Source organism: Allobosea sp. Root381 (assembly GCF_001429395.1).
Lineage (GTDB): Bacteria > Pseudomonadota > Alphaproteobacteria > Rhizobiales > Beijerinckiaceae > Allobosea.
Genome location: NZ_LMJT01000023.1, coordinates 157,704 through 179,125, shown reverse-complemented (window position 1 = coordinate 179,125; position 21,422 = coordinate 157,704). Strand labels below are relative to the sequence as shown.

At 67.0% G+C, this 21,422-nt stretch carries 20 protein-coding genes; 8 read left to right on the top strand and 12 right to left on the bottom strand.

The features are described from left to right. Window positions 1–99: 99 nt before the first annotated feature. Window positions 100–351 (top strand): hypothetical protein, encoded by a 252-nt coding sequence (locus tag ASE63_RS18030; protein WP_156410449.1) that lies wholly within the window; start codon window positions 100–102, stop codon window positions 349–351. An 18-nt stretch (window positions 352–369) separates the two neighbouring features. On the opposite strand, the gene ASE63_RS18025 is transcribed toward ASE63_RS18030, so the two are convergent. Then, complete coding sequence (locus tag ASE63_RS18025) at window positions 370–1,065, bottom strand: alpha/beta fold hydrolase (protein WP_056804301.1); 696 nt, start codon at window positions 1,063–1,065, stop codon at window positions 370–372. A gap of 162 nt (window positions 1,066–1,227) precedes the next feature. On the opposite strand from ASE63_RS18025, the gene ASE63_RS18020 reads away from it, so the two are divergent. Next, window positions 1,228–2,769, top strand: coding sequence for a DEAD/DEAH box helicase (locus tag ASE63_RS18020; RefSeq protein ID WP_056804299.1), 1,542 nt, complete (start codon window positions 1,228–1,230; stop codon window positions 2,767–2,769). Window positions 2,770–2,956: 187 nt separating this feature from the next. Beyond that, window positions 2,957–4,015, top strand: a complete 1,059-nt coding sequence (locus tag ASE63_RS18015) for a GGDEF domain-containing protein (RefSeq protein ID WP_162261799.1) — start codon at window positions 2,957–2,959, stop codon at window positions 4,013–4,015. Window positions 4,016–4,147: 132 nt separating this feature from the next. On the opposite strand, the gene ASE63_RS18010 is transcribed toward ASE63_RS18015, so the two are convergent. Next, window positions 4,148–4,531, bottom strand: coding sequence for an iron-sulfur cluster assembly accessory protein (locus tag ASE63_RS18010; RefSeq protein ID WP_056804292.1), 384 nt, complete (start codon window positions 4,529–4,531; stop codon window positions 4,148–4,150). 188 nt (window positions 4,532–4,719) lie between these two features. On the opposite strand from ASE63_RS18010, the gene ASE63_RS18005 reads away from it, so the two are divergent. Both ASE63_RS18005 and ASE63_RS18000 read left to right on the top strand, forming a co-directional pair. Next, the gene (locus ASE63_RS18005) at window positions 4,720–5,793 is read left to right on the top strand and encodes a malate/lactate/ureidoglycolate dehydrogenase (protein WP_056804288.1); all 1,074 of its coding nucleotides are present in this window, start codon (window positions 4,720–4,722) and stop codon (window positions 5,791–5,793) included. A gap of 24 nt (window positions 5,794–5,817) precedes the next feature. Then, window positions 5,818–6,195: an MmcQ/YjbR family DNA-binding protein gene (locus tag ASE63_RS18000; protein WP_056804284.1), complete on the top strand. Its 378-nt coding sequence runs from the start codon at window positions 5,818–5,820 to the stop codon at window positions 6,193–6,195. An 86-nt stretch (window positions 6,196–6,281) separates the two neighbouring features. On the opposite strand, the gene ASE63_RS17995 is transcribed toward ASE63_RS18000, so the two are convergent. From ASE63_RS17995 to ASE63_RS17960, 8 genes are all read right to left on the bottom strand, one after another. Next, the gene (locus ASE63_RS17995; RefSeq protein WP_056804281.1) at window positions 6,282–7,169 is read right to left on the bottom strand and encodes a PhzF family phenazine biosynthesis protein; all 888 of its coding nucleotides are present in this window, start codon (window positions 7,167–7,169) and stop codon (window positions 6,282–6,284) included. Window positions 7,170–7,333: 164 nt separating this feature from the next. Next, a complete protein-coding gene (locus ASE63_RS17990) occupies window positions 7,334–7,717 on the bottom strand; it encodes an SUF system Fe-S cluster assembly protein (RefSeq protein ID WP_056804277.1) in 384 nt (127 codons plus the stop codon). A gap of 16 nt (window positions 7,718–7,733) precedes the next feature. Continuing rightward, window positions 7,734–8,972 carry a cysteine desulfurase gene (locus ASE63_RS17985; protein WP_056804274.1) on the bottom strand — a complete coding sequence of 413 codons (1,239 nt, stop codon included), beginning with the start codon at window positions 8,970–8,972 and terminating at the stop codon, window positions 7,734–7,736. Between the two features lie 3 nt (window positions 8,973–8,975). Next, the gene (locus tag ASE63_RS17980; RefSeq protein ID WP_056804271.1) at window positions 8,976–9,185 is read right to left on the bottom strand and encodes a 4-oxalocrotonate tautomerase family protein; all 210 of its coding nucleotides are present in this window, start codon (window positions 9,183–9,185) and stop codon (window positions 8,976–8,978) included. After that, window positions 9,185–10,534, bottom strand: a complete 1,350-nt coding sequence (locus ASE63_RS17975) for a SufD family Fe-S cluster assembly protein (RefSeq protein ID WP_056804267.1) — start codon at window positions 10,532–10,534, stop codon at window positions 9,185–9,187. The genes ASE63_RS17980 and ASE63_RS17975 overlap by 1 nt, the downstream gene beginning before the upstream one ends. Beyond that, window positions 10,534–11,286, bottom strand: a complete 753-nt coding sequence (sufC, locus tag ASE63_RS17970) for a Fe-S cluster assembly ATPase SufC (RefSeq protein WP_056804264.1) — start codon at window positions 11,284–11,286, stop codon at window positions 10,534–10,536. Before sufC ends, ASE63_RS17975 begins: the two co-directional genes overlap by 1 nt. 113 nt (window positions 11,287–11,399) lie before the next feature. Further along, window positions 11,400–12,872, bottom strand: a complete 1,473-nt coding sequence (sufB, locus tag ASE63_RS17965; RefSeq protein ID WP_056804261.1) for a Fe-S cluster assembly protein SufB — start codon at window positions 12,870–12,872, stop codon at window positions 11,400–11,402. 60 nt (window positions 12,873–12,932) lie between these two features. Further along, entirely contained in the window at window positions 12,933–14,138 is a 1,206-nt protein-coding gene (locus ASE63_RS17960) for a cysteine desulfurase family protein (RefSeq protein ID WP_056804258.1), read from the bottom strand. A gap of 302 nt (window positions 14,139–14,440) precedes the next feature. On the opposite strand from ASE63_RS17960, the gene ASE63_RS17955 reads away from it, so the two are divergent. Beyond that, window positions 14,441–15,112 carry an alpha/beta hydrolase gene (locus ASE63_RS17955; RefSeq protein ID WP_056804255.1) on the top strand — a complete coding sequence of 224 codons (672 nt, stop codon included), beginning with the start codon at window positions 14,441–14,443 and terminating at the stop codon, window positions 15,110–15,112. A gap of 9 nt (window positions 15,113–15,121) precedes the next feature. On the opposite strand, the gene gcvA is transcribed toward ASE63_RS17955, so the two are convergent. Then, complete coding sequence (gcvA, locus tag ASE63_RS17950) at window positions 15,122–16,072, bottom strand: transcriptional regulator GcvA (RefSeq protein WP_082610074.1); 951 nt, start codon at window positions 16,070–16,072, stop codon at window positions 15,122–15,124. 178 nt (window positions 16,073–16,250) lie between these two features. Here gcvA and ASE63_RS17945 point away from each other — a divergent pair, with 178 nt between their 5' ends. After that, a complete protein-coding gene (locus ASE63_RS17945) occupies window positions 16,251–16,433 on the top strand; it encodes a hypothetical protein (protein WP_156410448.1) in 183 nt (60 codons plus the stop codon). Between the two features lie 121 nt (window positions 16,434–16,554). After that, the gene (gene tyrS, locus ASE63_RS17940; RefSeq protein ID WP_056804249.1) at window positions 16,555–17,799 is read left to right on the top strand and encodes a tyrosine--tRNA ligase; all 1,245 of its coding nucleotides are present in this window, start codon (window positions 16,555–16,557) and stop codon (window positions 17,797–17,799) included. Between the two features lie 60 nt (window positions 17,800–17,859). On the opposite strand, the gene ASE63_RS17935 is transcribed toward tyrS, so the two are convergent. Further along, window positions 17,860–21,243, bottom strand: coding sequence for a hypothetical protein (locus ASE63_RS17935; RefSeq protein WP_156410447.1), 3,384 nt, complete (start codon window positions 21,241–21,243; stop codon window positions 17,860–17,862). Window positions 21,244–21,422: the final 179 nt, after the last annotated feature.

Genomic DNA, 21,422 nt, shown 5'->3' with positions numbered 1-21,422 from the left:
GTGCCTGGCCGCAACGCTTCGCTAACCATCTTTTTACGGATATGGCCGCATCTTGTCGGGGGTGGGGCGACGGCGCCCCTTCTGATGCGGGAACGCCCGATGCGGCTCATCGATCTGTTCTGGAAGAGCAACCGCGGCAGCATGGTGGCCGGCATCGCCAAGGCCGGCGCGGCGATCGCGCTGCTTTCAGTCGTCGCCGCAAACCTTATCTCGAACCAGCTTGACCGAGACCGCCTGGCCGAAGTTGCCTCGGCGGCGGCAACGGGCAAGGCCGTCGATCCGATGGTGACCGGTTCGCTGCGCAAGGCCGCGAGCGAGACGAAGCTCGACCCCTGCGCCCTGCCCCGCTAGCGATTGGTTCATCCGGCCTCAGCTCAACCAGGCCAGCAATTCGCGCGTGACAGCCTCCGGCGCTTCGAGCGTCGAGAGATGGCCGCAGCCGGGGATGGTGACGAGCCGCGCCTGCGCCCCGATGCCCCGGGCGATCTCCTGCGCCTCCGCCGGCGGCGTGATCTCATCCTCCTCGCCGACCAGCACCAGCGTCGGAACAGCTATGCCGGCCAGCCCCTGCCGCGAATCCGGGCGCCCCATGATCGCGTGCTGCTGGCGCACGAATCCGTCCGCGCCGATCCGCTCCGCCATGGCGCGCACGCAAAGCCGCAGTGGCTCGTCGGCGAGCCGCTGTGGAGCGACGAGCTTCTGCCAGAGCAGCGTGGTCACATTATCGAAGGCGCCCTTCTGCGCCAGCGCGATCATCTGCTCGCGCGGGGCGTTCGTCTCCGCCGTCGCGGGCTTTGCGCTGGTGTCGAGCAGGGCGAGACGCGTCACGCGCTCCGGCGCCTGCCGCATCACCTCGAAGGCGACATAGCCCCCCATCGACAAGCCGCAGAGCGCAAAACGATCTGGCGCGGCCGCGAGCAGGCGCCGGACGATGGCCGGGAGGCTCTCGTCGCGATCGTGCTCGGCTACCAGGATAGGGCGGCCGGAGGCGAGTGCCGGCCATTGCGGAGCGTAAAGCGCGGCGTCGCAGCTTAGCCCCGGAAGCAGGACAAGGGGTTCATGCATGAGGCGGATGGCTCCTGAAGGCCCTAGTTTATTGACTTTGCCGTGCTTTTTCTGCAATGCACACGGGTCCGAAGGCGCGCAGGAATGAGAAGTCGCGCCAGCGTCGCGGTTGAGTAGGTCATCCCGCCACGTGTCACCGACCCAGAAGAAGCGCAACCATCGATGTCATTCGCCGAACTCGGCCTGAGTGAAAAGGTTCTGACAGCCGTCACGACCGCAGGCTACAACAACCCCACGCCGATCCAGGCACAGGCCATTCCGCATGTGCTCGCCCGTAAGGACGTCCTGGGCATCGCCCAGACCGGAACAGGCAAGACCGCGGCCTTTACGCTGCCGATGCTGACGATCCTCGAGACCGGCCGCGCCAGGGCCCGGATGCCGCGCACACTGATCCTGGAGCCGACGCGCGAACTCGCGGCCCAGGTCGAGGAGAACTTCACCCGCTACGGCGTCAACCAGAAGCTCTCGGTCGCTCTGCTGATCGGCGGCGTCTCCTTCGGCGACCAGGATGCCAAGATCACCCGCGGCGTCGATGTGCTGATCGCCACGCCCGGCCGCCTGCTCGACCATGTCGAGCGCGGCAAGCTGCTGCTCACCGGCGTCGAGCTACTCGTCATCGACGAGGCCGACCGCATGCTGGACATGGGCTTCATCCCGGACATCGAGCGGGTCTGCAAGCTCGTCCCCTTCACCCGCCAGACGCTGTTCTTCACCGCGACGATGCCGCCCGAGATCACGCGCATCAGCGAGCAGTTCCTGCACAATCCGGTCCGCGTCGAGGTTTCGCGCCCGGCCACCGCCGCGACGACCATCACGCAGCGGCTGATCGCCTCCAACAGCCAGGACTTCGAGAAGCGCGACACGCTGCGCCGGCTGATCAAGGAGGCCAAGGACCTGCAGAACGCGATCGTCTTCTGCAACCGCAAGCGCGACGTCGCGACGCTGCACAAATCCCTGCAGAAGCACGGCTTCCCGGCGGTCTCGCTGCATGGCGACATGGACCAGTACGCCCGTATGGCGGCGCTGGAATCCTTCCGCACCGGCGAGAACCCGATCCTGGTCGCCAGCGACGTGGCGGCGCGCGGGCTCGACATTCCCGCCGTCAGCCACGTCTTCAACTACGATGTACCGACCCATGCCGAGGATTACGTCCACCGCATCGGCCGCACCGGCCGCGCCGGCCGCGAGGGCGCATCCTTCACCATCGTGACGCGCCATGACGAGAAGCTCGTCGCGGCGATCGAGAAGCTGACCGGCCAGGCCATCACCTGGCAGGAAGGCAGCGGCCTCGATGATCTCCCCCCCGGCGCGCCGCGCGAGGAACGTTCGGGTGGCCGTGGGCGTGGCGACGACCGACGCTCCGGCCGCGCAGGCGGCCGAGGCCGCCCCGAGCGTGGCCCGCGCTCCGAGCCGGAGACGGCGCCGCGCCCGATCCGGGTCGAACGACCGGCCTCGGAAGATGATTCCGCACAGCGCCGGCGTCGTCCCGCTGCGGACGGCCCGACGCGCACGAAGATCCGTGGCGAGGCGACTCCCGCCGCCGGGGCCGCACCGGTCACACAGGCTCCAAAGCCGGAGCGTACGCCGGAACCGCGCACCGCCAGGCCGGAACCGAGGCGCCGGGACGATGATGACGGGCCGAAGGTCAAGGGGCTCGGCGACCATGTGCCCGCCTTCCTGCTCCGCCCTGTACGCGTTGGATAAGCGCGCATTATCAACGGCATTTTAACCAGCATGGCCTAGGGTCAGCAGCGCGGGCGGGGTGAGCGAACCTCGGCCGTGGAGGGGCGCATGCCGCCGTCGAGACGGACAGGATGTCCCGCTTCGATTTTTAATCGGAGCTATCATGGCCGGCGGCCGTGAGGATGCTCGCGTTCGGACTATCGATGGCATGAGCGAGCACGAGGCGCCCACCCTTCCATCAGGCGATCTCGCCGAACGCGTGGTCGCAGCCATGCGCGAGCATGGCTCGCCGAGTTATCCGCGTGCCTTCGAGGTCTGGTACGCCCATCTGAGCGGCGAAATGCCGGCCGTCAGCATGGCGATGAACGCCATCATCACGGGGGGCGACGGCAAGATCGACGCTGCCGACATCGACAGCCTCTACGATCGCTTCATCGGAACCGAGCGCCTCGCGCGCCATGCCGAGCGCACGAGCCTGCAGGTGTTGGGCGAGATCGACGGGCTCATGGCGCTCGTCGACAAGGCGCTCGATTCGAGCGAGCGCTATCATGGTCGCCTCAGCGCGATGTCCGAGGACGTGCCGCCGCCGGCCGACCGGCAGAAACTGCGCGAATGGGTCGAGGCACTGGTGCTGTCGACTCGCGAGGAAGTGACGCGCAAGACCAAGCTCGAGGCGCAGCTCCGCGACAGCTCCAACGAGATCCGCAACCTGCGCGAGGCGCTGGAATCGACGCGCGCCGAGGCTCTCACCGATCCGCTGACCGGTCTCGCCAATCGCCGCCATTTCGAGGAGATGCTGCAGAAATCGATCGATCAGGCGACGCTCCGGCGCGAGCCCTTCGCGTTGGTCATGGCGGATATCGACTTCTTTAAGCAGTTCAACGACGCCCATGGCCATCTCACGGGCGACCAGGTGCTGCGCCTCGTCGCGCGCACCATGAAGGACAAGTTCAAGGACAAGGCCATCATCACCCGCTTCGGCGGCGAGGAATTCGCGATCATCCTGCCCGATGCCGATCTGATTGCCGGCAAGTTCGGCGCCGAGACGGTTCGACAGGCTCTGCTGACGCGCGAATTGGTCAAGCGCTCGACCAACGAGAATCTCGGCCGCATCACCATTTCGCTCGGCGTCGCGAGCTACGCGCGCGGCGATACGGCTGCCTCGATGACGGACCGCGCCGACCAGGCGCTGATGCTGGCCAAGCGTACCGGCCGCAACCGAACCGTCACCGAGGACGCAATCGAGACGACGACCCGCGTCGCCTGAGCGCTCGCCGTCGTTGCGAGAAGCGCAAGCGACGAAGCAATCCAGCGCGCCGAACGGTTCAACCCGGTCCTACCTGGATTGCTTCGCTGCGCTCGCAATGACGTTTTTGTCCAGCCACGCCGGACGGCCGCCTCAATGCGCCGCCACCGCTTCCGCATGCGGCTTGATCTCGACCGATTCGCCGCAGCCGCAGGCCGAGACCTGGTTCGGGTTGTTGAAGACGAAAGTTGAGGAGAAGCGGTCGCTCTTGAAGTCGAGCTCGGTCCCGAGCAGGAACAGCACCGCCTTGGCGTCGACGATCACCGTCGCATCCTTCTCGGTGACGACCTCGTCGCCCTTGCGGACCTCGCGCGCGATCTCGAAAGTGTATTCCATCCCGGCGCAGCCGCCCTTCTTGACGCCGACGCGCAGGCCCAGCGCAGGCTCCAGCCCCGCCGACTTCGCGATGATCTCGTGAATGCGGGCCGCGGCCGCGTCCGTGAGCGAGACGACCTTCAGGCCGGGTATCGAAAACATGTCCGTCCCTCCTCGATCGGGTTCAAGGCCCGATGAAGCAAGATTGCAGAGCACAACATAGGGATTGCCGACCGAAACGTCGAGATGTCGGGGCGCAGGCTGCCCCTTCCGCGTCGCAGGTTGCATGCGCTGCCGGCTCATGCACTGTGATGTTCCGGCAAACAAGCACTTCTGGCGAAGCTCCCATCATGGCCTATCGCACCCACAGCCCCCACTCGCTCGACGCGCTTGTCCGGGACATGATCGTCAAGGCGGGCTGGTCCCCGCAGGAAGCGCACGAGACCGCGCATCACCTGGTCCTCGCCAATCTCAGCGGTCACGACAGCCACGGCGTCGGCATGCTGCCGCTCTATTTTCAGGCGCTGAAGGACGGCAATCTCTCTCCGGCCTCGCGGCCGACCACGCGCCTCGATGCGGCGCCCTTCCTGATCGTCGATGCCGGCGTCTCGCTCGGCCAGCCCGCCGCCCGCAACGCAGTCGAGCAGGCGGCCGCGATGGCGAAGACGGGCGGCGTCGCGATCCTCAACCTGCTCGACGCCCACCATATCGGCCGCATCGGCCATTATGCCGAGGCCGCCGCAGAACACGGCCTGATCTCGCTGTTCTGGGTCAATGTCGCCGGCCGCCCGCCGATCGTCGCGCCGCATGCGGCGAAGGAAGCGCGCTTCGGCACCAACCCGCATGCGATCGGCATTCCTGTACCGGACGGCGATCCGATCATCCTCGATTTCGCCACCAGCCGCATGGCCCATGGCAAGGCCCGCGTCGCCTTCAACAAGGGCGAGCAGGTGCAGCCCGGCTACATCATCGACGGCGAGGGACGCCCGACGACCGAGCCGAAGCACGTCTTCCCCTTTGCGATTCCCGACCTGCCGCTCGGCGCGCTGCTGCCCTTCGGCGACCACAAGGGCGCCGGCCTCTCGCTGATCGCGGAGCTGCTCTCGGCCGGGCTGATGGGGGCCGCCCGCATCGACGAGAAGCCGGCGAAGAGCTGGATCATCAACTCGCTCTTCGGCATCCTCATCGACCCCGCCCGGCTCGAGCCGGATGCCGAACTCCGCAAGAGCCGCATCGAGAGCTACCTCGCCTTCGTACGCGCTGCCAAGCCGCAGGACACCTCCAATCCCGTGCTGGCACCGGGCGACAAGGAACGCGCGCTACGGGTCGAGCGGGCGGCCAGCGGCATTCCGCTCGACAACGAGACCTGGTCCCAGATCAAGGCGGCCGCCGCCGATCACGGCATCGACGCCGACAGCTATTGAGGGCGCTTGCCGGCGAGGCCTGCCATGACGCTCGACGAGTACAACGCCTTCTGCGCCGCCTTGCCCGCGACCCATGCGGTGGTGCAATGGGGCGGCGCCCATGTCTGGAAGATCGGCGACAAGGTCTTCGCCATCGCCCGCACGGATGACGGCGTGGCGCTATCGGTGACCTTCAAATGCTCCTGGACGAGCTTCGACATCCTGAAGGAGCAGCCGGGCCTGCGCCCCGCCCCCTATCTCGCCTCGCGCGGCATGAGCTGGATCCAGCGCCTGAGCGACGAGGCCATGCCGGACGATGCGCTCCAGGATTATCTGCGCGAGAGCCACAGGCTGGTGGCAGCGGGGCTGACCAAGCGGTTGCGGGCGGAACTGGGGCTGGACGGCAGGAGCAGTTCCTGCTGACGTTGACCCACAGCGCGCGTTGTCCCGGACAAGCAGCGCAGCGAATATCCGGGATGACGCGTTCAGCTGAACCCGATTCTACGTACCTACAGCAGCGCCTCGCCCCGGAACACAGGCACGCAGGAGCCGCCGACTGTGGCGCGGATGCCGTCCGCTCCGCGGCTCGCCGTCAGCCGCAACAAGCTGGGGCGCCCCATCTCGACGCCTTGCGTCAACGTGAAGGCCGCGCTGTCGCCGCCATCGAGCGACAGCAGCAACGCGGCGACCGTGGCGCTGGCGCTGCCGGTCGCCGGGTCCTCCCAGGTGCCGCTGATCGGCGCGAACATCCTCGCCCGGATCGTGGCGCCGTCGCGGGCGTAGATAAAGAGCGAGAACCGGCCCTCCAGGCCAGGGTTGGCATCCCGAATCGCGCGAAACTGGCTGAGATCGGGCGTCGCGCGCGACAGCGCCTCGCTTGTGACCTCGGCCAGAACGAAGAAGACGCCTACCGAGGCGCGCACCGGCCGGTGGTTCGCCACGACGACATCGGATGGCGCGAGCCCGGCGCAGGCCGCGATTGCCTCAGCCGGCAGTTCGACGCCGGTCGAGAGCGGCTGCGGCGCGGCGATGGTCGCGCCCGTCACCTCGCCGGCCGCATCCTGCGAGACCTTGACCTCGACGAGGCCCGCGATCTCCTCGAAGCGTAAAGCGCCGTCGCCCGCCCGCCCGTGCCGCGCCAGAACGAAGGCGGTGCCGACATTGGGGTGGCCGGCGAAGGGCATCTCATGCGTGCGCGTGAAGATGCGTATGCGCGCGGTGTTGGCGGCGTCCTCTGCCGGCAGCACGAAGGTGGTCTCGCTGTAGTTCATCTCAGCGGCGAGCGACTGCATCTCGGCGTCGCTCAAGCCGCGCGCATCCGTGAAGACTGCGAGCTGGTTGCCGCCGAAGCGCTCCTCGGTGAAGACATCGACGGTCTCGAAAGCGAATTTGCGCATGACAGTCTCCCTGCCGCGCGCAAACCCGCACGGCCCGGCACTTTGATGCCATCAATCGTCGCCGCGTAACAATGAAGCTCGCAGATGCGATCGATCAGCGCAGATGATCGGCAAGACAACCCGTCATTGCGACGCGAAAGGGGCGTCGAAACGCCCAGCCTTGCTTACCACATGTCGAGCGCGACGCGGGCCTCGTCGGACATGCGCGATTGGTCCCAGGGCGGGTCGAAGGTCATGTTGACGGTGACGGACGCAACACCCGCAACGGTGCCGACCGCATTCTCGACCCAGCCCGGCATCTCGCCCGCGACCGGGCAGCCCGGCGCCGTCAGGGTCATGTCGATCGTGACCTGCCGGTCATCGGCGATGTCGACGCGGTAGATCAGCCCGAGCTCATAGATGTCCGACGGAATCTCCGGGTCGTAGACCGTCTTCAGCGCTGCGACGATGTCGTCGGTCAGGCGGTCGATCTCCTCCGGAGGAAGGCCAGCGCCAGCGCCCATGGACGGGGCGTTGGGCTTCAGGTCGTCGGCAACGGTGTCGGTCATGGCTTTGCAATCCTACTCAGGCGAACAGGCTCTCGGCCTTGCGCAAGGCTTCGACAAGCCGATCGACCTCTTCCAGCGTATTGTAGAGGCCAAACGAGGCCCGGCAGGTCGACGTCACCCCATATCGTGCCAAAAGCGGCATGGCGCAATGGGTGCCGGCACGGACTGCGACACCGGCGCGGTCGATCACCGTCGCGACGTCATGGGCATGGGCCCCCTTCATCTCGAAGGCGACGATGGCTCCCTTGTCCCTCGCCTTGCCGAAGATGCGGATGGAATTCATCTCGCCGAGGCGCTCCATCGCATAGGCGCCGAGCCTGGCCTCATGGGCGGCGATGTTCTCGCGGCCCAGCGCCATCATGTAGTCGAGCGCAGCACCCAACCCCACGGCCTCGACGATCGCCGGCGTGCCGGATTCGAAGCGGTGCGGCGGATCGTTGTAGGTGACGGTGTCTTCGGTGACGGTCACGATCATCTCGCCGCCGCCTTCGTAGGGCGGCAGCTTGTCGAGCCACTCCTTGCGGCCCCAGAGGATTCCGGAGCCTGTTGGCCCATAGGTCTTGTGGCCGGTGAAGGCGTAGAAGTCGCAGCCCAGCGCCTGCACGTCTACCGGCAGGTGCACCGCGCCCTGGCTGCCGTCGACGACGAGCGGGATGCCTTGCGCGCGGCAGATCGCAGCGACCCCGGCGATCGGGATGATGGTGCCGATCGCGTTCGACATATGCGTCAGCGAGACCACCTTGGTCCGCGGCGTGATCAGCTTCTCAAAGTCCTCGATCAGGAAATTGCCATCCTCGTCCACCGGCGCCCATTTGATGACGGCGCCATGGCGCTCGCGCCAATAGTGCCAGGGCACGATGTTGGAGTGGTGCTCCAGGATCGAGAGGATGATCTCGTCGCCCTCACCGATATTCAGATGCCGGCCGAGCGACGATGCGACCGTGTTCAAGCCACCCGTCGACGAGCGCGTGAAGACGATCTCTTCCAGATGCGCCGCATTGAGGAAGCGCCGCGCGCTTTCGCGAGCCGCCTCATAGGCTTCGGTCGAAGCGTTGGCGAGGTAGTGCAGGCCGCGATGGACGTTGGAGTAGTTCTCGCGCATCAGCGTCGTCATTGCCTCGATGACGGCCTCCGGCTTCTGGGCGGAGGCTGCGTTGTCGAGATAGACCAGCGGCTTGCCGTAGACCTCCCGCGACAGGATCGGGAAATCCTTGCGGATCAAGGAGACGTCGTAGGGCTTCGCCAGCGCGTTCATGGATCAGGCCTTTCCGGGAGGGCTCGGTGCCTTGTCGGCGACGAGCTCGCCGCCATGGCCCCAATCCTCGCGCTCGATCTCCTGGATCACGATATGGGTGTTCTGTGGGTTCTTGCCGAGCACCCGCACCAGCGTCTGCGTGAAATCCTTGACGATTTCCGCCTTCTGCTCGCGGGTCGCGCCCTTGGTGATCTGGAGATTGACGTAAGGCATCAGACGGCACTCACCACGGAGGACGCTTCACGAGCACCGAGCCACGCTTCGACCTCGGCCATGACGAGGTCGCGCAGCGCCTCATCCTGCACGAATTCGACCGCCTCGCCGGCGAAGGCCTGCAGCACCAGCGCCTCGGCCTGCGCACGCGGCAAGCCGCGCGCCATCAGGTAGAAGAGCTGCTCGCCGTCGATCTGGGCGACGGTCGCGCCATGGCCGCAGACGACGTCGTCGGCGAAAATCTCGAGTTCCGGCTTGTTGAACATGGTCGCGCCGTCGTTGAGCAGCAGCGCGTTGCTCTTCATGCTGCCATCGGTCTTCTGCGCATGCTGGCGCACGATGACCTTGCCTTGGAAGACGCCGGTGCCTTCTCCGCCGATGATCGACTTGAACATCTCGCGGCTCGTGCCGTTGGGCACCTCATGGTCCATCACCAGCGTCACGTCGGAATGCTCGGTGCCGCCGAGCAGATTGACGCCGCGCAGGCCGATCTCGGTGTGTTCGCCGGCATAGCGGACGAAATACTGCTGACGTAGCGTGCCGGCATTGCAGACCAGCGCGAAGGACTCGAACTTGGCCTGCGCGCCGACCGTCGCGAGCAGGCTCTGCACCTGCACGGTCTCCGGTACGTGACGCGTGACCAGCCGGACATGCTGGACATCGCTCTCGTCGCCGGTCTCGAAGACGATGGCGCCGTTGATCTGCGAGGCCGCGCGACCTGCGCCTTCGCTGATCTCGACGATCGTCGCCTTGACGCCCTCGCCCGCCAGCACGACGGAGCGATGGAAGATAGCGCGCTCGGCATCGCCCGAAGCCAGCGAGACGATGGCGACCGGCTGGGCGAGCTCGATGCCCGCCGCGATCTCGATGAACACGCCGTCACGCATGAGCGCCGTGTTCAGCATCAGGCCCGAATCGTCAGACGCGACGCCCGGCCCCGAAAGCACGCGGGCGATGTCCTCGCGGCCCGACACCAGCGCATCGGCGAGGCTATGGACTTCGAGGCCTTCCGGCAGGCCTTCGAGCGTCGAGAGTTCAGGCACGAACACGCCATCGATCAGGACGAGGCGCGCGCCGTCCAGCTTCAGCGCGGCCAGCCTCCCGTGCACGCCAGTCGTCACGGCGGCCGCGCCGGCAAGCGGGGCGGCCTCGCGCAGCAGCGAGCGCAGGTCGGTATAGCGCCAGGTCTCCAGCCGGCGATGCGGCAGGCCCTTCGCCTCGAAGCCGGCGAAGGCGTCCTCACGCAGCTTGCGCACCGTCAGCGCGCCCGGCAGCTCGGCCTTGGCGGCAGCAAACTGGGCGCTCAGCGCCTGTTCGGCGGCCGTCTTGAGCGGGGTGATGACGGACATCAGGCCGCCTCCCCATAGGACGCGTAGCCGCTCTTCTCGAGCTCGAGCGCCAGCTCCTTGCCGCCGGTCTTCACGATCTTGCCCTTCGACATGACGTGGACCGTGTCCGGCACGATATGGTCGAGCAGGCGCTGATAGTGGGTGATGACAAGGAAGCCGCGGCTCTTGTCGCGCAGCGCATTGACGCCCTCGGCGACGATGCGCAGCGCGTCGATGTCGAGGCCGGAATCGGTCTCGTCGAGGATGCACATGGAGGGCGAAAGCAGCGCCATCTGAAGGATTTCCATGCGCTTCTTCTCGCCGCCAGAGAAGCCGACATTGAGCGGACGCCGCAGCATCGCCTTGTCGATGCTCAGCGCATCGGCCGCCGCGTTCACGCGCTTGATGAAGTCCGGCGTCAGAAGCTCGTCCTCGCCGCGCGCCTTGCGCTGGGCGTTCATCGCCGCCTTCAGGAAGGTCATGGTGGCGACGCCGGGAATCTCCAGCGGATACTGGAAGGCGAGGAAGATGCCGGCGGCGGCGCGGGCATCGGCCTCCATCTCCAGCACGTTCTCGCCATTGAGCAGGATCTCGCCGTCGAGGACCTCGTAGTCCTCCTTGCCGGCGATGACATAGGAGAGCGTCGACTTGCCGGAGCCGTTCGGCCCCATGATGGCGGCGACCTCGCCGTCATTGACGGTGAGGTTCAGGCCGTTGAGGATCTGCTTGTCTTCGTCGGCGATCTTGACGACGAGGTTGCGAATTTCGAGCATTGTTTCCGGTCCGGATTTCCGCCGCGTCATGCTCGGCCCTGCCGAGCATCCACGACTTGAACGTGAGAAAGAAAGGCGTGGATGGTCGGTACAAGCCCGACCATGACGTGGAGCTAGCCCACGGAACCCTCGAGCGAGATCGTGATCAGCTTCTGCGCCTCGACGGCGAACTCCATCGGGAGCTGCTGCAGCACCTCCTTGACGAAGCCGTTGACGATCAGCGCCACCGCCTCCTCCTCGGAAAGCCCGCGCTGCTGGCAGTAGAACATCTGGTCCTCGCCGATCTTCGAGGTGGTGGCCTCATGCTCGAAGATCGCGGTCGCCGTCTTGGCCTCGATATAGGGAATGGTGTGCGCGCCGCATTGGTCGCCGATCAGCAGCGAATCGCAGTTGGTGAAGTTGCGCGCGCCGGTCGCCTTGCGATGCGCCGAGACCATGCCGCGATAGGTCGAGTCCGATTTGCCGGCCGCGATGCCCTTGGCGATGATCTTCGAGGTCGTGTTCTTGCCCAGATGGATCATCTTCGTGCCGGAATCGACCTGCTGGGCGCCGTTCGACACCGCGATCGAGTAGAACTCGCCGCGTGAGCCGTCGCCGCGCAGGATGCAGGACGGGTACTTCCAGGTGATCGCCGAGCCGGTCTCGACCTGCGTCCAGGAGATCTTCGAACGCTTGCCGCGGCAGTCGCCGCGCTTGGTGACGAAGTTGTAGATGCCGCCCTTGCCCTCGGCGTCGCCGGGGAACCAGTTCTGCACGGTCGAGTATTTGATCTCGGCATCGTCGAGCGCGATCAGCTCGACGACCGCCGCATGAAGCTGGTTCTCGTCGCGCTTCGGCGCCGTGCAGCCTTCGAGATAGCTCACATAGGAGCCCTCCTCGGCGATGATCAGCGTGCGCTCGAACTGGCCGGTGTTCTGCTCGTTGATGCGGAAATAGGTCGACAGCTCCATCGGGCAGCGTACGCCCTTGGGGATGTAGACGAAGGAACCATCGGTGAAGACGGCGCTGTTCAGCGTGGCGAAGTAGTTGTCGGTCACCGGCACGACGGTGGCGAGGTACTTCTTCACCAGCTCGGGATGCTCCTGGATCGCCTCAGAGATCGAGCAGAAGATCACGCCGGCCTGCGCCAGCTCCTTCTTGAAGGTGGTGACGACCGAGACCGAGTCGAACACCGCATCGACCGCGACGCGGTTCTCCGGCGCGACGCCGGCCAGGATTTCCTGCTCGCTCAGCGGAATGCCGAGCTTCTTGTAGGTCTCCAGGATCGCCGGATCGACCTCGTCGAGCGACTTCGGCGAGGCGCCCTTCTTCGGCGCGGCGTAGTAATACAGGTCCTGATAGTCGATCGGCGGGTATTGCACGCGCGACCAGGCCGGCTCGGTCATGGTCTTCCAGCGGCGGAAGGCGTCGAGGCGCCATTCAAGCATCCATTCCGGCTCGTTCTTGCGCGCCGAGATGTAGCGAACCGTATCCTCGGTCAGGCCCTTGGCGGGCTTTTCGACCTCCAGCTCCGTGACGAAGCCGTATTTGTACTCGGTCACGTCGATCGACTTGACCTGATCGATGGTCTCCTGGACCGCTGCCATGTCTATCTCCTGTCGCGGGTTCAAGGCCCGCCGGTCTGGTCTTCGTAGTGCGGAAACGCTTCAGGCGGCCGCCCGGGCGCTCCGATCGGATTGCGCGGTCAGCGCTTTCGCGTAGGCCGCGAGGAAATGGTCGATCTCAGCCCCGGAGGTGGTCCATCCGAGGGATGCCCGCAAGGCCCCTGTGCTCATGGCAGGGTCGACGCCCATGGCGGTCAACACATGCGAGCGCCGGACCTTGCCCGACGAGCAGGCCGAGCCCGACGAGAGCGCGACGCCCGCCAGATCGAGCTTGATCAGCGTTGTCTCTGCCATCAGGCCGGGCGTGGCGAAGGCACTGGTATTCGGCAGCCGCGGCGCGGCGCGGCCGAAGATCGAGCTTTCCGGGGAGAGCGCGAGCAGGCCGTCCTCGAGCCGGTTGCGCAGAGCAGACAGGCGCGCGCCCTCGCCCACAAGCGCAGTCAAGGCGATTTCCGCCGCCGCGCCGAAGCCTACGATGCCCGCCACATTCTCGGTCCCGGAGCGCCAGCCGCGCTCCTGCCCGCCGCCGCGCAACGGTTTGTCGGCGAGTTCGAGGGCTCCGGTGCGGAAGACGATGGCGCCGACTCCCTTCGGCCCGCCGAGCTTGTGGGCGGACAGCGTCAGCACATCGACGCCCAGCGCCTCGATGTCGACCGCGATCTTGCCGGCTGCCTGCACGGCGTCGCTATGCAGCAGCGCTCCGAAGCGCCGCGTGATCGCTGCAGCCTCGGCGATCGGCTGGATCACGCCGGTCTCGTTGTTGGCGAGATGCAGCGAGACAAGCGCCCGTGCGCCGGGATTCTCCGCCGCAAAGCGCTCGAGCCGTGCGGACAGCCAGCCCAGATCGGCAAGGCCGCTCGCATCGACGGGAACCGCCTCGGCCGCATCGACCCGGAAGCGGTGCCCGTCGCGCACGCAAGGATGCTCGGTCGCGCCATGCAGCAGAAGCGTCGCCGGGATGCGCACGCAATCGCGGCCACCGTCGCAATCCATCAATCCGGGCGCGAGGATCGTCGCGTTGGCCTCGGTGCCGCCGCTGGTGAAGACGACGTTCGTCGCTTTGGCGCCCACGAGCGCCGCCACCTGCCCGCGTGCCCGTTCGAGCGCGGCGCGCGCCGCCCGGCCTTCAGCATGGACGGAGGAGGGATTGCCCGGCATCGCCAGCGCGCGCACCATCGCCTCGACCACCTCGGGACGCGCCGGGGTGGTGGCGTTATGGTCGAGATAAGCGCGGGCGGACACTGTCACGATCCCGATTGCTCCCTTGTTGCACCCTGGAAGGCGGCAGGCACGAAATGCTTGAATTCGCACCCCTGCGCCGTGCTATAGCCGCCCGTCCAAACCGGCCGGGGCCGGGAACGAATGCGGCGCCTGACGATCGGCACCCACTACACGTTCCCGCCTTGTTCACGGCCGTTAGAACCATTCTAAGCGCTTGATGTAGGGCGCGACCGGCGGAGCCGTCAAGGGTGATCGGGCGATTAGGCAGGCTGTTTCCTGCCTTTCGGCCGGCTTTCGATGGCTCCGACCCAACAAAAGGCGACAAGACGATGCCCGAGGTTATTTTCAACGGACCGGCCGGCCGGATCGAGGGCCGCTACCAGCCCGCCAAGAAGCGCGGCGCACCTCTCGCGATCATCCTGCACCCGCACCCGCAATTCGGCGGGACGATGAACAACCAGATCGTCTACAACCTGTTCTACACCTTCGTGAATCGCGGCTTCTCGGCGCTGCGCTTCAACTTCCGCGGCGTCGGCCGCAGCCAGGGCCAGTTCGACCATGGCGCGGGCGAGCTCTCGGATGCCGCGGCCGCGCTCGACTGGATGCAGGCACTGAACCCGGAAGCCAAGAGCTGCTGGATTTCCGGCGTCTCCTTCGGCGCCTGGATCGGCATGCAGCTCCTGATGCGCCGCCCCGAGATCGAGGGCTTCATGTCGATCGCGGCGATGGCGAACCGCTACGACTTCTCCTTCCTGGCACCCTGCCCCTCCTCCGGCCTGTTCGTGCACGGCTCGGAAGACCGTGTCGCGCCGGTCAAGGAGGTCATGGCGGTGATCGAGAAGGTGAAGACCCAGAAGGGCATCCAGATCGAGCACACGGTGGTCGAAGGCGCCAACCACTTCTTCGACGGCAAGGTCGATGTGCTGATGGAGCAGGTTGGCACCTATCTCGACCGTATGGTCGGACCGGAGATCATCAAGAGCGAGCAGGAAAGCGCCTGAGCGCTAAATTCAGGAGGCCGGGACCGTCAGGCCCCGGCTTCCCGCAATCATGGGCAGCATCATGCTCGCCGCCTTCGCTTCGCCCAGGATCCAGTCGCGAAACAGCCTGATCTTGCGCTCGCGCTGGCGCGTCGGCGGGTAGACGACCCAGTAGGCCCAGTCGTCGCGGACGGCATGCTCGACCGCGAAGACGAGCCTGCCGGCGGCGATGTCGTAGGCGAAGAGCTCCGGCACAGCCATGGCGACGCCGTGACCGCGCAGCGCCGCCTGAATGTTCATCGCCTGCATTTCCAGGGTCATTGCCCGACCTGCTGCCTTCCAGGAATCGATGCCGACATCGGCGAACCAGACCCGCCAGCTCGTATCACCCGGGCTGAGGAGCGGCGCTCGCAACAGGTCGGCGGGCTCGCGCAATTGCAGCCGCTCGCGCAGCTCCGGCGCGCATAGCGGCGCGTAATGGCATTCGAAAAGCTTGTCGGACGCCACGCCCGGCCAACCGCCCGGCCCGTAGCGCAGTGCGAGGTCGACGGCCTCCGTGCCAAAATCGACCAGGTGCTGGGATGTCCGGACACGGACGTCGAATTGCGGGTTCTCGATCTGGAACTGTGCGAGGCGCGGCGACAGCCAGGTGATCGCCATGGTCTGCAGGGCCGAGATCGTCAGCGTCGCCTGGTTATCCTCGCATATCTCGCGAAACACCGTGCCGATGTCACCGAGCGCCCTCGCAACCGGCCCCGCCAGGCGGTGCCCCAGCGGCGTCAGCACGACCTGCCGCGGCTGACGCACGAACAGGGCGGCACCCACCCGGTCCTCAAGCAGCCTGATCTGGTAGCTCACCGCGGCCTGGGTCATACCGAGTTCCTCGGCGGCGCGGGTGAAGTTCTGATGTCGCGCCGCCGCCTCGAAGACCCGGACGGCCGCGAGAGGGGGCAACTTCAACGGCGAGGGCGTGACGGCCATGCCGAAGCATAAGCTGTCTTAATGGCAGACAGCAATCTTCCGCTTTGCGGCAGCGCGTCGCCTCGGCCAGATTCCACCTCGACAGAGCGGGCGCTCTTGCCCGCCTCCCGAGGAACAGACCATGGCATGCATCTCAGCGACGGCGGCCGACGACCGTGTTGGCGACGGAGAGGTCTCGATGACGCGGCTTGCCCGGCGCTGGCGCCGCTTCTGGCAACGCCGGGCCGCGTTGCAGGATCAGCAAGAGATCGCCGACCTCGATGACCAAGCCTTGCGGGATCTCGGCCTCCATCGCGACATGGTCGAGGAGCCGGACCCGCGCGCGCCGGGCAGGCTCTGGCTGAGCCGCCCCGGCCTGTAGACCGGCCATGACCGCGGCTCGAAACCGCCGGACGATGCCATTCTCGGCACAATGCCGGTTTCCACTTTGGCGGAACATGTTCTAGACGACGGCGAACCGACAAAATCCAGATCGCTCCGCCATGACCCATTTCAAGTCCGACTTCCTGCGCACCCTCTCCGAGCGCGGCTTCGTCCACCAGATCTCCGACCCGGAGGGGCTCGACGCCGCCGCGGTCAAAGGTCCGATCACGGCCTATATCGGCTATGATGCGACGGCCGTCTCGCTGCATGTTGGGCATCTCATGCAGATCATGATGCTGCACTGGATGCAGGAGACCGGCCACAGGCCGATCGCGCTGATGGGCGGCGGCACCACCATGGTGGGTGACCCCTCCTTCAAGGACGAGGCGCGCAAGCTCCTCACGCCCGAGACGATCGAGGACAACCTCCAGGGCATCCGCCGGGTGTTCTCGCGCTACCTCGACTTCGACGGTGCGGCGACGATGATGAACAACGCCGACTGGCTGCTCGGGCTGAATTACCTCGAGTTCCTGCGCGATGTCGGCCGGCACTTCTCGGTCAACCGCATGCTGTCCTTCGACAGCGTGAAGACGCGGCTCGACCGCGAGCAGTCGCTGTCCTTCCTCGAATTCAACTACATGATCCTGCAGGCCTACGACTTCGTCGAGCTGAACAAGCGCACCGGCTGCATCCTGCAGATGGGCGGCTCCGACCAGTGGGGCAACATCGTCAACGGCATCGATCTCGGCCACCGCATGTCCGACGTTCAGCTCTTCGCGTTGACTTCGCCGCTGCTGACCACGGCGTCGGGCGCCAAGATGGGCAAGACCGCTTTCGGCGCCGTCTGGCTCGATTCCGAGCTGCTGCCGGTGTTCGAGTTCTGGCAGTACTGGCGCAACACCGAGGATGCCGATGTCGGCCGCTTCCTCAAGCTCTTCACCAAGCTGCCGCTGGCCGAGATCGCGCGGCTGGAAACGCTGGGCGGCGCCGAGATCAACGAGGCCAAGAAGGTGCTGGCCACCGAGGTGACGGCCCTGCTGCACGGCAGAGAGGCTGCCGAGGCCGCTGCCGAGACCGCGCGCAAGACCTTCGAGGAAGGCGCGCTTGCCGCCGATCTGCCGAGCATCTCGATCCCGCGCACAGAGTACGAGGCGGGGTTTGGCGTGCTGACCGCCTTCGTCAAGGCCGGGCTGGTGCCCTCCACCGGCGAGGCGAGGCGCCAGGTCAAGGCCGGCGGCCTGCGCGTCAACGACGCCGTGGTCACCGATGAACGGGCGGCGCTCTCCGCCGCGGACTTGTCCGGGGACGGCGTCGTCAAGCTCTCCTTCGGCAAGAAGAAGCACATCCTGCTGCGGCCGGAATAGGCGGCCGCGGCGCCCGTCCCGGAACGAGCCCACCCCGCCCCGTCAGGTGCAGGGGTCTTCTCAGCGCTGCGGCACCGGTTGGGCGGGGCGCATCGGCTGCTGTGCCGGCGTACCGCCCATCGGATCGACGAAGCGGCGCAGGATGCCCGGCGCGATCGCCGAGAGCGGGTTGATCGACATGGTCGGTGCGCTCGCCGACCCCGCGATCCGGAAATTCACGGCGAAGAGCCCGCCATACTGGCTGCCGCCGCCGAGCAGCGCGCCGACCACGGGCACCTGCGCGAAGGCGTTGTTGAAGGCGTAGCCCGGCACGAAGGTGCCCGCGATATCGACCCGGTCTCGGCCGTAATCGACATTGCCCTGCAGAGTGAAGCCGACCTGCTGGCCCCAGATCACCATGTCGGAGATGTCGAGGCGGCTCGCCGAGCGGGTGAACTCGGCCCGCAGCTTGGTGAAAGGCACCTCGCTGACATTGATCTTCACCGGCGGGGACGTGTTGTCGGCACGGTCCGCGGCCAGCCCCGCCTGGTCCCCGACGACGCGGCGCAGCGCCGGCTCGTCACGGACGACGAAGTTGCGGAACAGCAATTCGCCGCTCTGCCGGACATCGCCGGGGCCGAGATTCAGGAAGAGGTCGCCGCCATAGGCGCGACGATAGAGATCGACGAAGCGCAGGAGCGAGCCGCCGTTCTCGGACTGGACGATGATCGGTCCGCCGCCGTCGCCCTGCCTCGCCTGCTTCGCCGTCACGTCCGCCCGCCCGATGCGCCCCTGGAAGGCGATACTGCGCAGATCACCGCCGCGCTTGGAGAGCTTGAGCGTGGCGTTGGTGATCGCCTCGTTGTTGAAGCCGGTCAGGATCGGCACATCGAGATCGACATCCACGTCGCCGCCCCGTCCGGCCTGCTTGTCGCCCCGCGCCGGTGGGCCCGATGCGGACTGGAGGTCCCGGATGAAGGGCCTGACATCGGCGACCGCGCCGCGGACGACCAGCTTGGTGACGCTGCCGTCGCGCGTGGCCTCGACCTTGAGGTTGTCGCCGGCGGAGAGACGCAGTTGCGACAGGCTCGCGCTCTCGAAGCCGTTCTGCCGGTTGAGCTCGACCGTGCCGCGGATCAGCATGGGATTGGATTCGAACAGGAAGTCTTCGAGATTAGGCCCTTCCGGATCGGCGACATAGCTGAAGCTGAGCTTCGCCGCCCGCCCCGCCGGCTTGCTGAGCCCGGGAATGGCGCCATCGAGCGCCGCCTTTGTCAGATCGCCCTCGACACGAGGCGGAGCGTCCACGCCGCGACCGAGCGCCTTGACGACCCTGACCTGAACGGGGCCGCTAATGCCGGCTTCCGGCCCGAGCCCACGCTTCTGACGCGCCGCATTGTCGAGAGTCAGCGATAAGGTCGCCTCCCCCTTGCCACGCGCATCCTGCTTGATCTCGACCTGCGCCTTGTCGCCGCCGACGCGCGCCTCGCCACGGACGAGCAGGCCGTTGCGGTCGAAATTGACCGTCAGGTTGCCACCGTCGAGCTTCTCGGTGCCGAGCAGCGTGTCGGAGCCGACGCCGGAAAGCGTTCCGCTGCTGGCGACGGTGATCTCGCCGGGCCGCGGATCATCGACCAGAGCGAGATCGACGACGCTCTTCAGGTCGCTTGTGCCGCGCAGCCCGGTCGGATCTAGGGAAGCTGGCGCGAACTCCTTCAGGGCCGGGAAGGCGAACAGGGCGGCGAGAGCTTCCATCGAGCCGCTCGAACGGAAGGCAGCGCGCGCCGGCGTGCGCTTGCCCCAGGTCTCGGCGATCTCGAAGCTGCCCTCGCTGACCTGCAGCTGCCTGCCGTCCCCGAGTTCGGCAGTGGCCTGCGGGATGGCGAGCCTGACGCTGCGCCCCGTCGTCCTGCCGGTGACGGTGGCGTTGACCAGCGGCGGCAGCCCGGGACCCGGCTGGAAGCGCACCTGAGAGGCATCGATGACGACCGAGAGCGCATTGTCGGGGATGCCGGCGCCCTTCAGCAGCCGGGCATGATCCTCTGGCGGCAGGTCCATGTCGACGCGCAGCGAGGCGACATGGCCGGAGAGAAGTTGGCGCGAGAGCGTGCCGTGCACGTCCGGCGAGGTCCAGCGAGGCCAGACCGCCAGCGCCGCCCGCGGATCGGAATCGGTCGCCAGGATCGAGAAGCGCTGCAAGGGGGAGCCGCCGACCTGCTGGATGAGGCCGCTGCCTTCGGCCTGGATGCTCGGCCCCTGCACCGACAGGGCGTCGATCCGGACCTCGCTGGTGCGCGGGTCGATACGCAGATCACCCCTGATCGCATCGACCGGCACCGGCGGATCGGAGTCCACCCCGGCGAGCTGGCCGGTGAGCTGGAAACGGCTGCGCCAGGCGCCGTCCTCGGCCTGCACGCTGCCAGTACCCGCGAGCTGCGTCGCGCCGGCATCTAGCGCGACCGATTTGATCTCGATGGTCGAGAGATCGCCACTGCTCGCGAGCTCGACATGCCCGGCCTCGACGGTCAGCGGCGGCATCGGGCCGTCGGGGAAGCGCACGGTCCCGGGTAGCACCTCGATCCGGGCCGAGATCGCCTTCTGGCCGTCCGGAGACTGGCTCAGGCTGGCCCTGCCGCGCACCGGCAGCCGCTCGACGGCGATACCGCCCGTGCCCATGGCCAACGCGAGCACCTCGGCCGGCTCGAACCTGACGATATCGATCTCCGCACGCCGGGTGCCGTCGGGATCGTTCTTGAGGTCGATGGCGAATTCCTTCCAGCGCTGGCCGGTACGCCCTTTCACCGTAAGCCGCGTGCCCCGGTCGCCGCCACGGGCAAGCCGGATCTCGACATCCTCGAAGCCGGCCTTCTGGCGGCCGTCCGGATCGACCAGGGTGAGGCGGGCGCCGTGCATGCCGGCGGTCTCGAGCGCGCCGAGCAGGCCGTCGCCCTGGCCGAGGATCGAGACGGCCGCCATGACGCCTGTGAAGGCGTTCCACTGGGCCGTATCCGGCAGTACCGGCGGCGATACCGCTTCGACCGGGGCGGAATCGGCATTGACGATCAGGGCGCCGTCCTTGTTGACGCCGAGGCGCACATTGACGCCGCGCAGATCGACCGAGGTCAGCCGAATCTCGCCGCGCAGCAGCGCCATCGGCTCATAACCGAGAATCGCCTCCGGAGCGCGGATGGCGGCCCCGCTCTTGTGCCGGAAGGCGACCTGCCGCACGCGCAGCTGCGCATGACCGTCGATGCGGCCGAGCTCGGCGGCGGCGGCCTCGACGCTCCAGTCCTGCCCGAGGCGCTCCTCGATCGCGTCGGCGATGCGGCCCTCGAGCCCGGACAGCGGCACCATGCCGGTGACCAGCAGCATCGCGGCCGAGCCCGCCAGCGTGATCAGGGCGACGACCACGGCAACGGCGATGGTGACGAGGCCGGCCTTGGCCCGGCGCGTGACCGCGGCCACGTCGCAATCCGCCCGGACGGGCGTCGCGGCCGCAGTGGAAGCGGCGTCAGGCCTGTTCGCGTCCTGCTCCAGCAAGGCCTTGTCGATCCTCTCGAGGCGAACGTCCGTTGCGAGGCGGATGACGCCGGGAAGCGGCCATTGCCGCAGCCCCGCCGTATATGATGAAACGTCGATGCCGC

Bases quoted from the DNA above. Each gene is read 5' to 3' on its own strand.
- ASE63_RS18030 (WP_156410449.1), top strand. From the start codon at position 100: ATGCGGCTCATCGATCTGTTCTGGAAGAGCAACCGCGGCAGCATGGTG.
- ASE63_RS18025 (WP_056804301.1), bottom strand. From the start codon at position 1,065: ATGCATGAACCCCTTGTCCTGCTTCCGGGGCTAAGCTGCGACGCCGCG.
- ASE63_RS18020 (WP_056804299.1), top strand. From the start codon at position 1,228: ATGTCATTCGCCGAACTCGGCCTGAGTGAAAAGGTTCTGACAGCCGTC.
- ASE63_RS18015 (WP_162261799.1), top strand. From the start codon at position 2,957: ATGAGCGAGCACGAGGCGCCCACCCTTCCATCAGGCGATCTCGCCGAA.
- ASE63_RS18010 (WP_056804292.1), bottom strand. From the start codon at position 4,531: ATGTTTTCGATACCCGGCCTGAAGGTCGTCTCGCTCACGGACGCGGCC.
- ASE63_RS18005 (WP_056804288.1), top strand. From the start codon at position 4,720: ATGGCCTATCGCACCCACAGCCCCCACTCGCTCGACGCGCTTGTCCGG.
- ASE63_RS18000 (WP_056804284.1), top strand. From the start codon at position 5,818: ATGACGCTCGACGAGTACAACGCCTTCTGCGCCGCCTTGCCCGCGACC.
- ASE63_RS17995 (WP_056804281.1), bottom strand. From the start codon at position 7,169: ATGCGCAAATTCGCTTTCGAGACCGTCGATGTCTTCACCGAGGAGCGC.
- ASE63_RS17990 (WP_056804277.1), bottom strand. From the start codon at position 7,717: ATGACCGACACCGTTGCCGACGACCTGAAGCCCAACGCCCCGTCCATG.
- ASE63_RS17985 (WP_056804274.1), bottom strand. From the start codon at position 8,972: ATGAACGCGCTGGCGAAGCCCTACGACGTCTCCTTGATCCGCAAGGAT.
- ASE63_RS17980 (WP_056804271.1), bottom strand. From the start codon at position 9,185: ATGCCTTACGTCAATCTCCAGATCACCAAGGGCGCGACCCGCGAGCAG.
- ASE63_RS17975 (WP_056804267.1), bottom strand. From the start codon at position 10,534: ATGTCCGTCATCACCCCGCTCAAGACGGCCGCCGAACAGGCGCTGAGC.
- sufC (WP_056804264.1), bottom strand. From the start codon at position 11,286: ATGCTCGAAATTCGCAACCTCGTCGTCAAGATCGCCGACGAAGACAAG.
- sufB (WP_056804261.1), bottom strand. From the start codon at position 12,872: ATGGCAGCGGTCCAGGAGACCATCGATCAGGTCAAGTCGATCGACGTG.
- ASE63_RS17955 (WP_056804255.1), top strand. From the start codon at position 14,441: ATGCCCGAGGTTATTTTCAACGGACCGGCCGGCCGGATCGAGGGCCGC.
- gcvA (WP_082610074.1), bottom strand. From the start codon at position 16,072: ATGGCCGTCACGCCCTCGCCGTTGAAGTTGCCCCCTCTCGCGGCCGTC.
- ASE63_RS17945 (WP_156410448.1), top strand. From the start codon at position 16,251: ATGACGCGGCTTGCCCGGCGCTGGCGCCGCTTCTGGCAACGCCGGGCC.
- tyrS (WP_056804249.1), top strand. From the start codon at position 16,555: ATGACCCATTTCAAGTCCGACTTCCTGCGCACCCTCTCCGAGCGCGGC.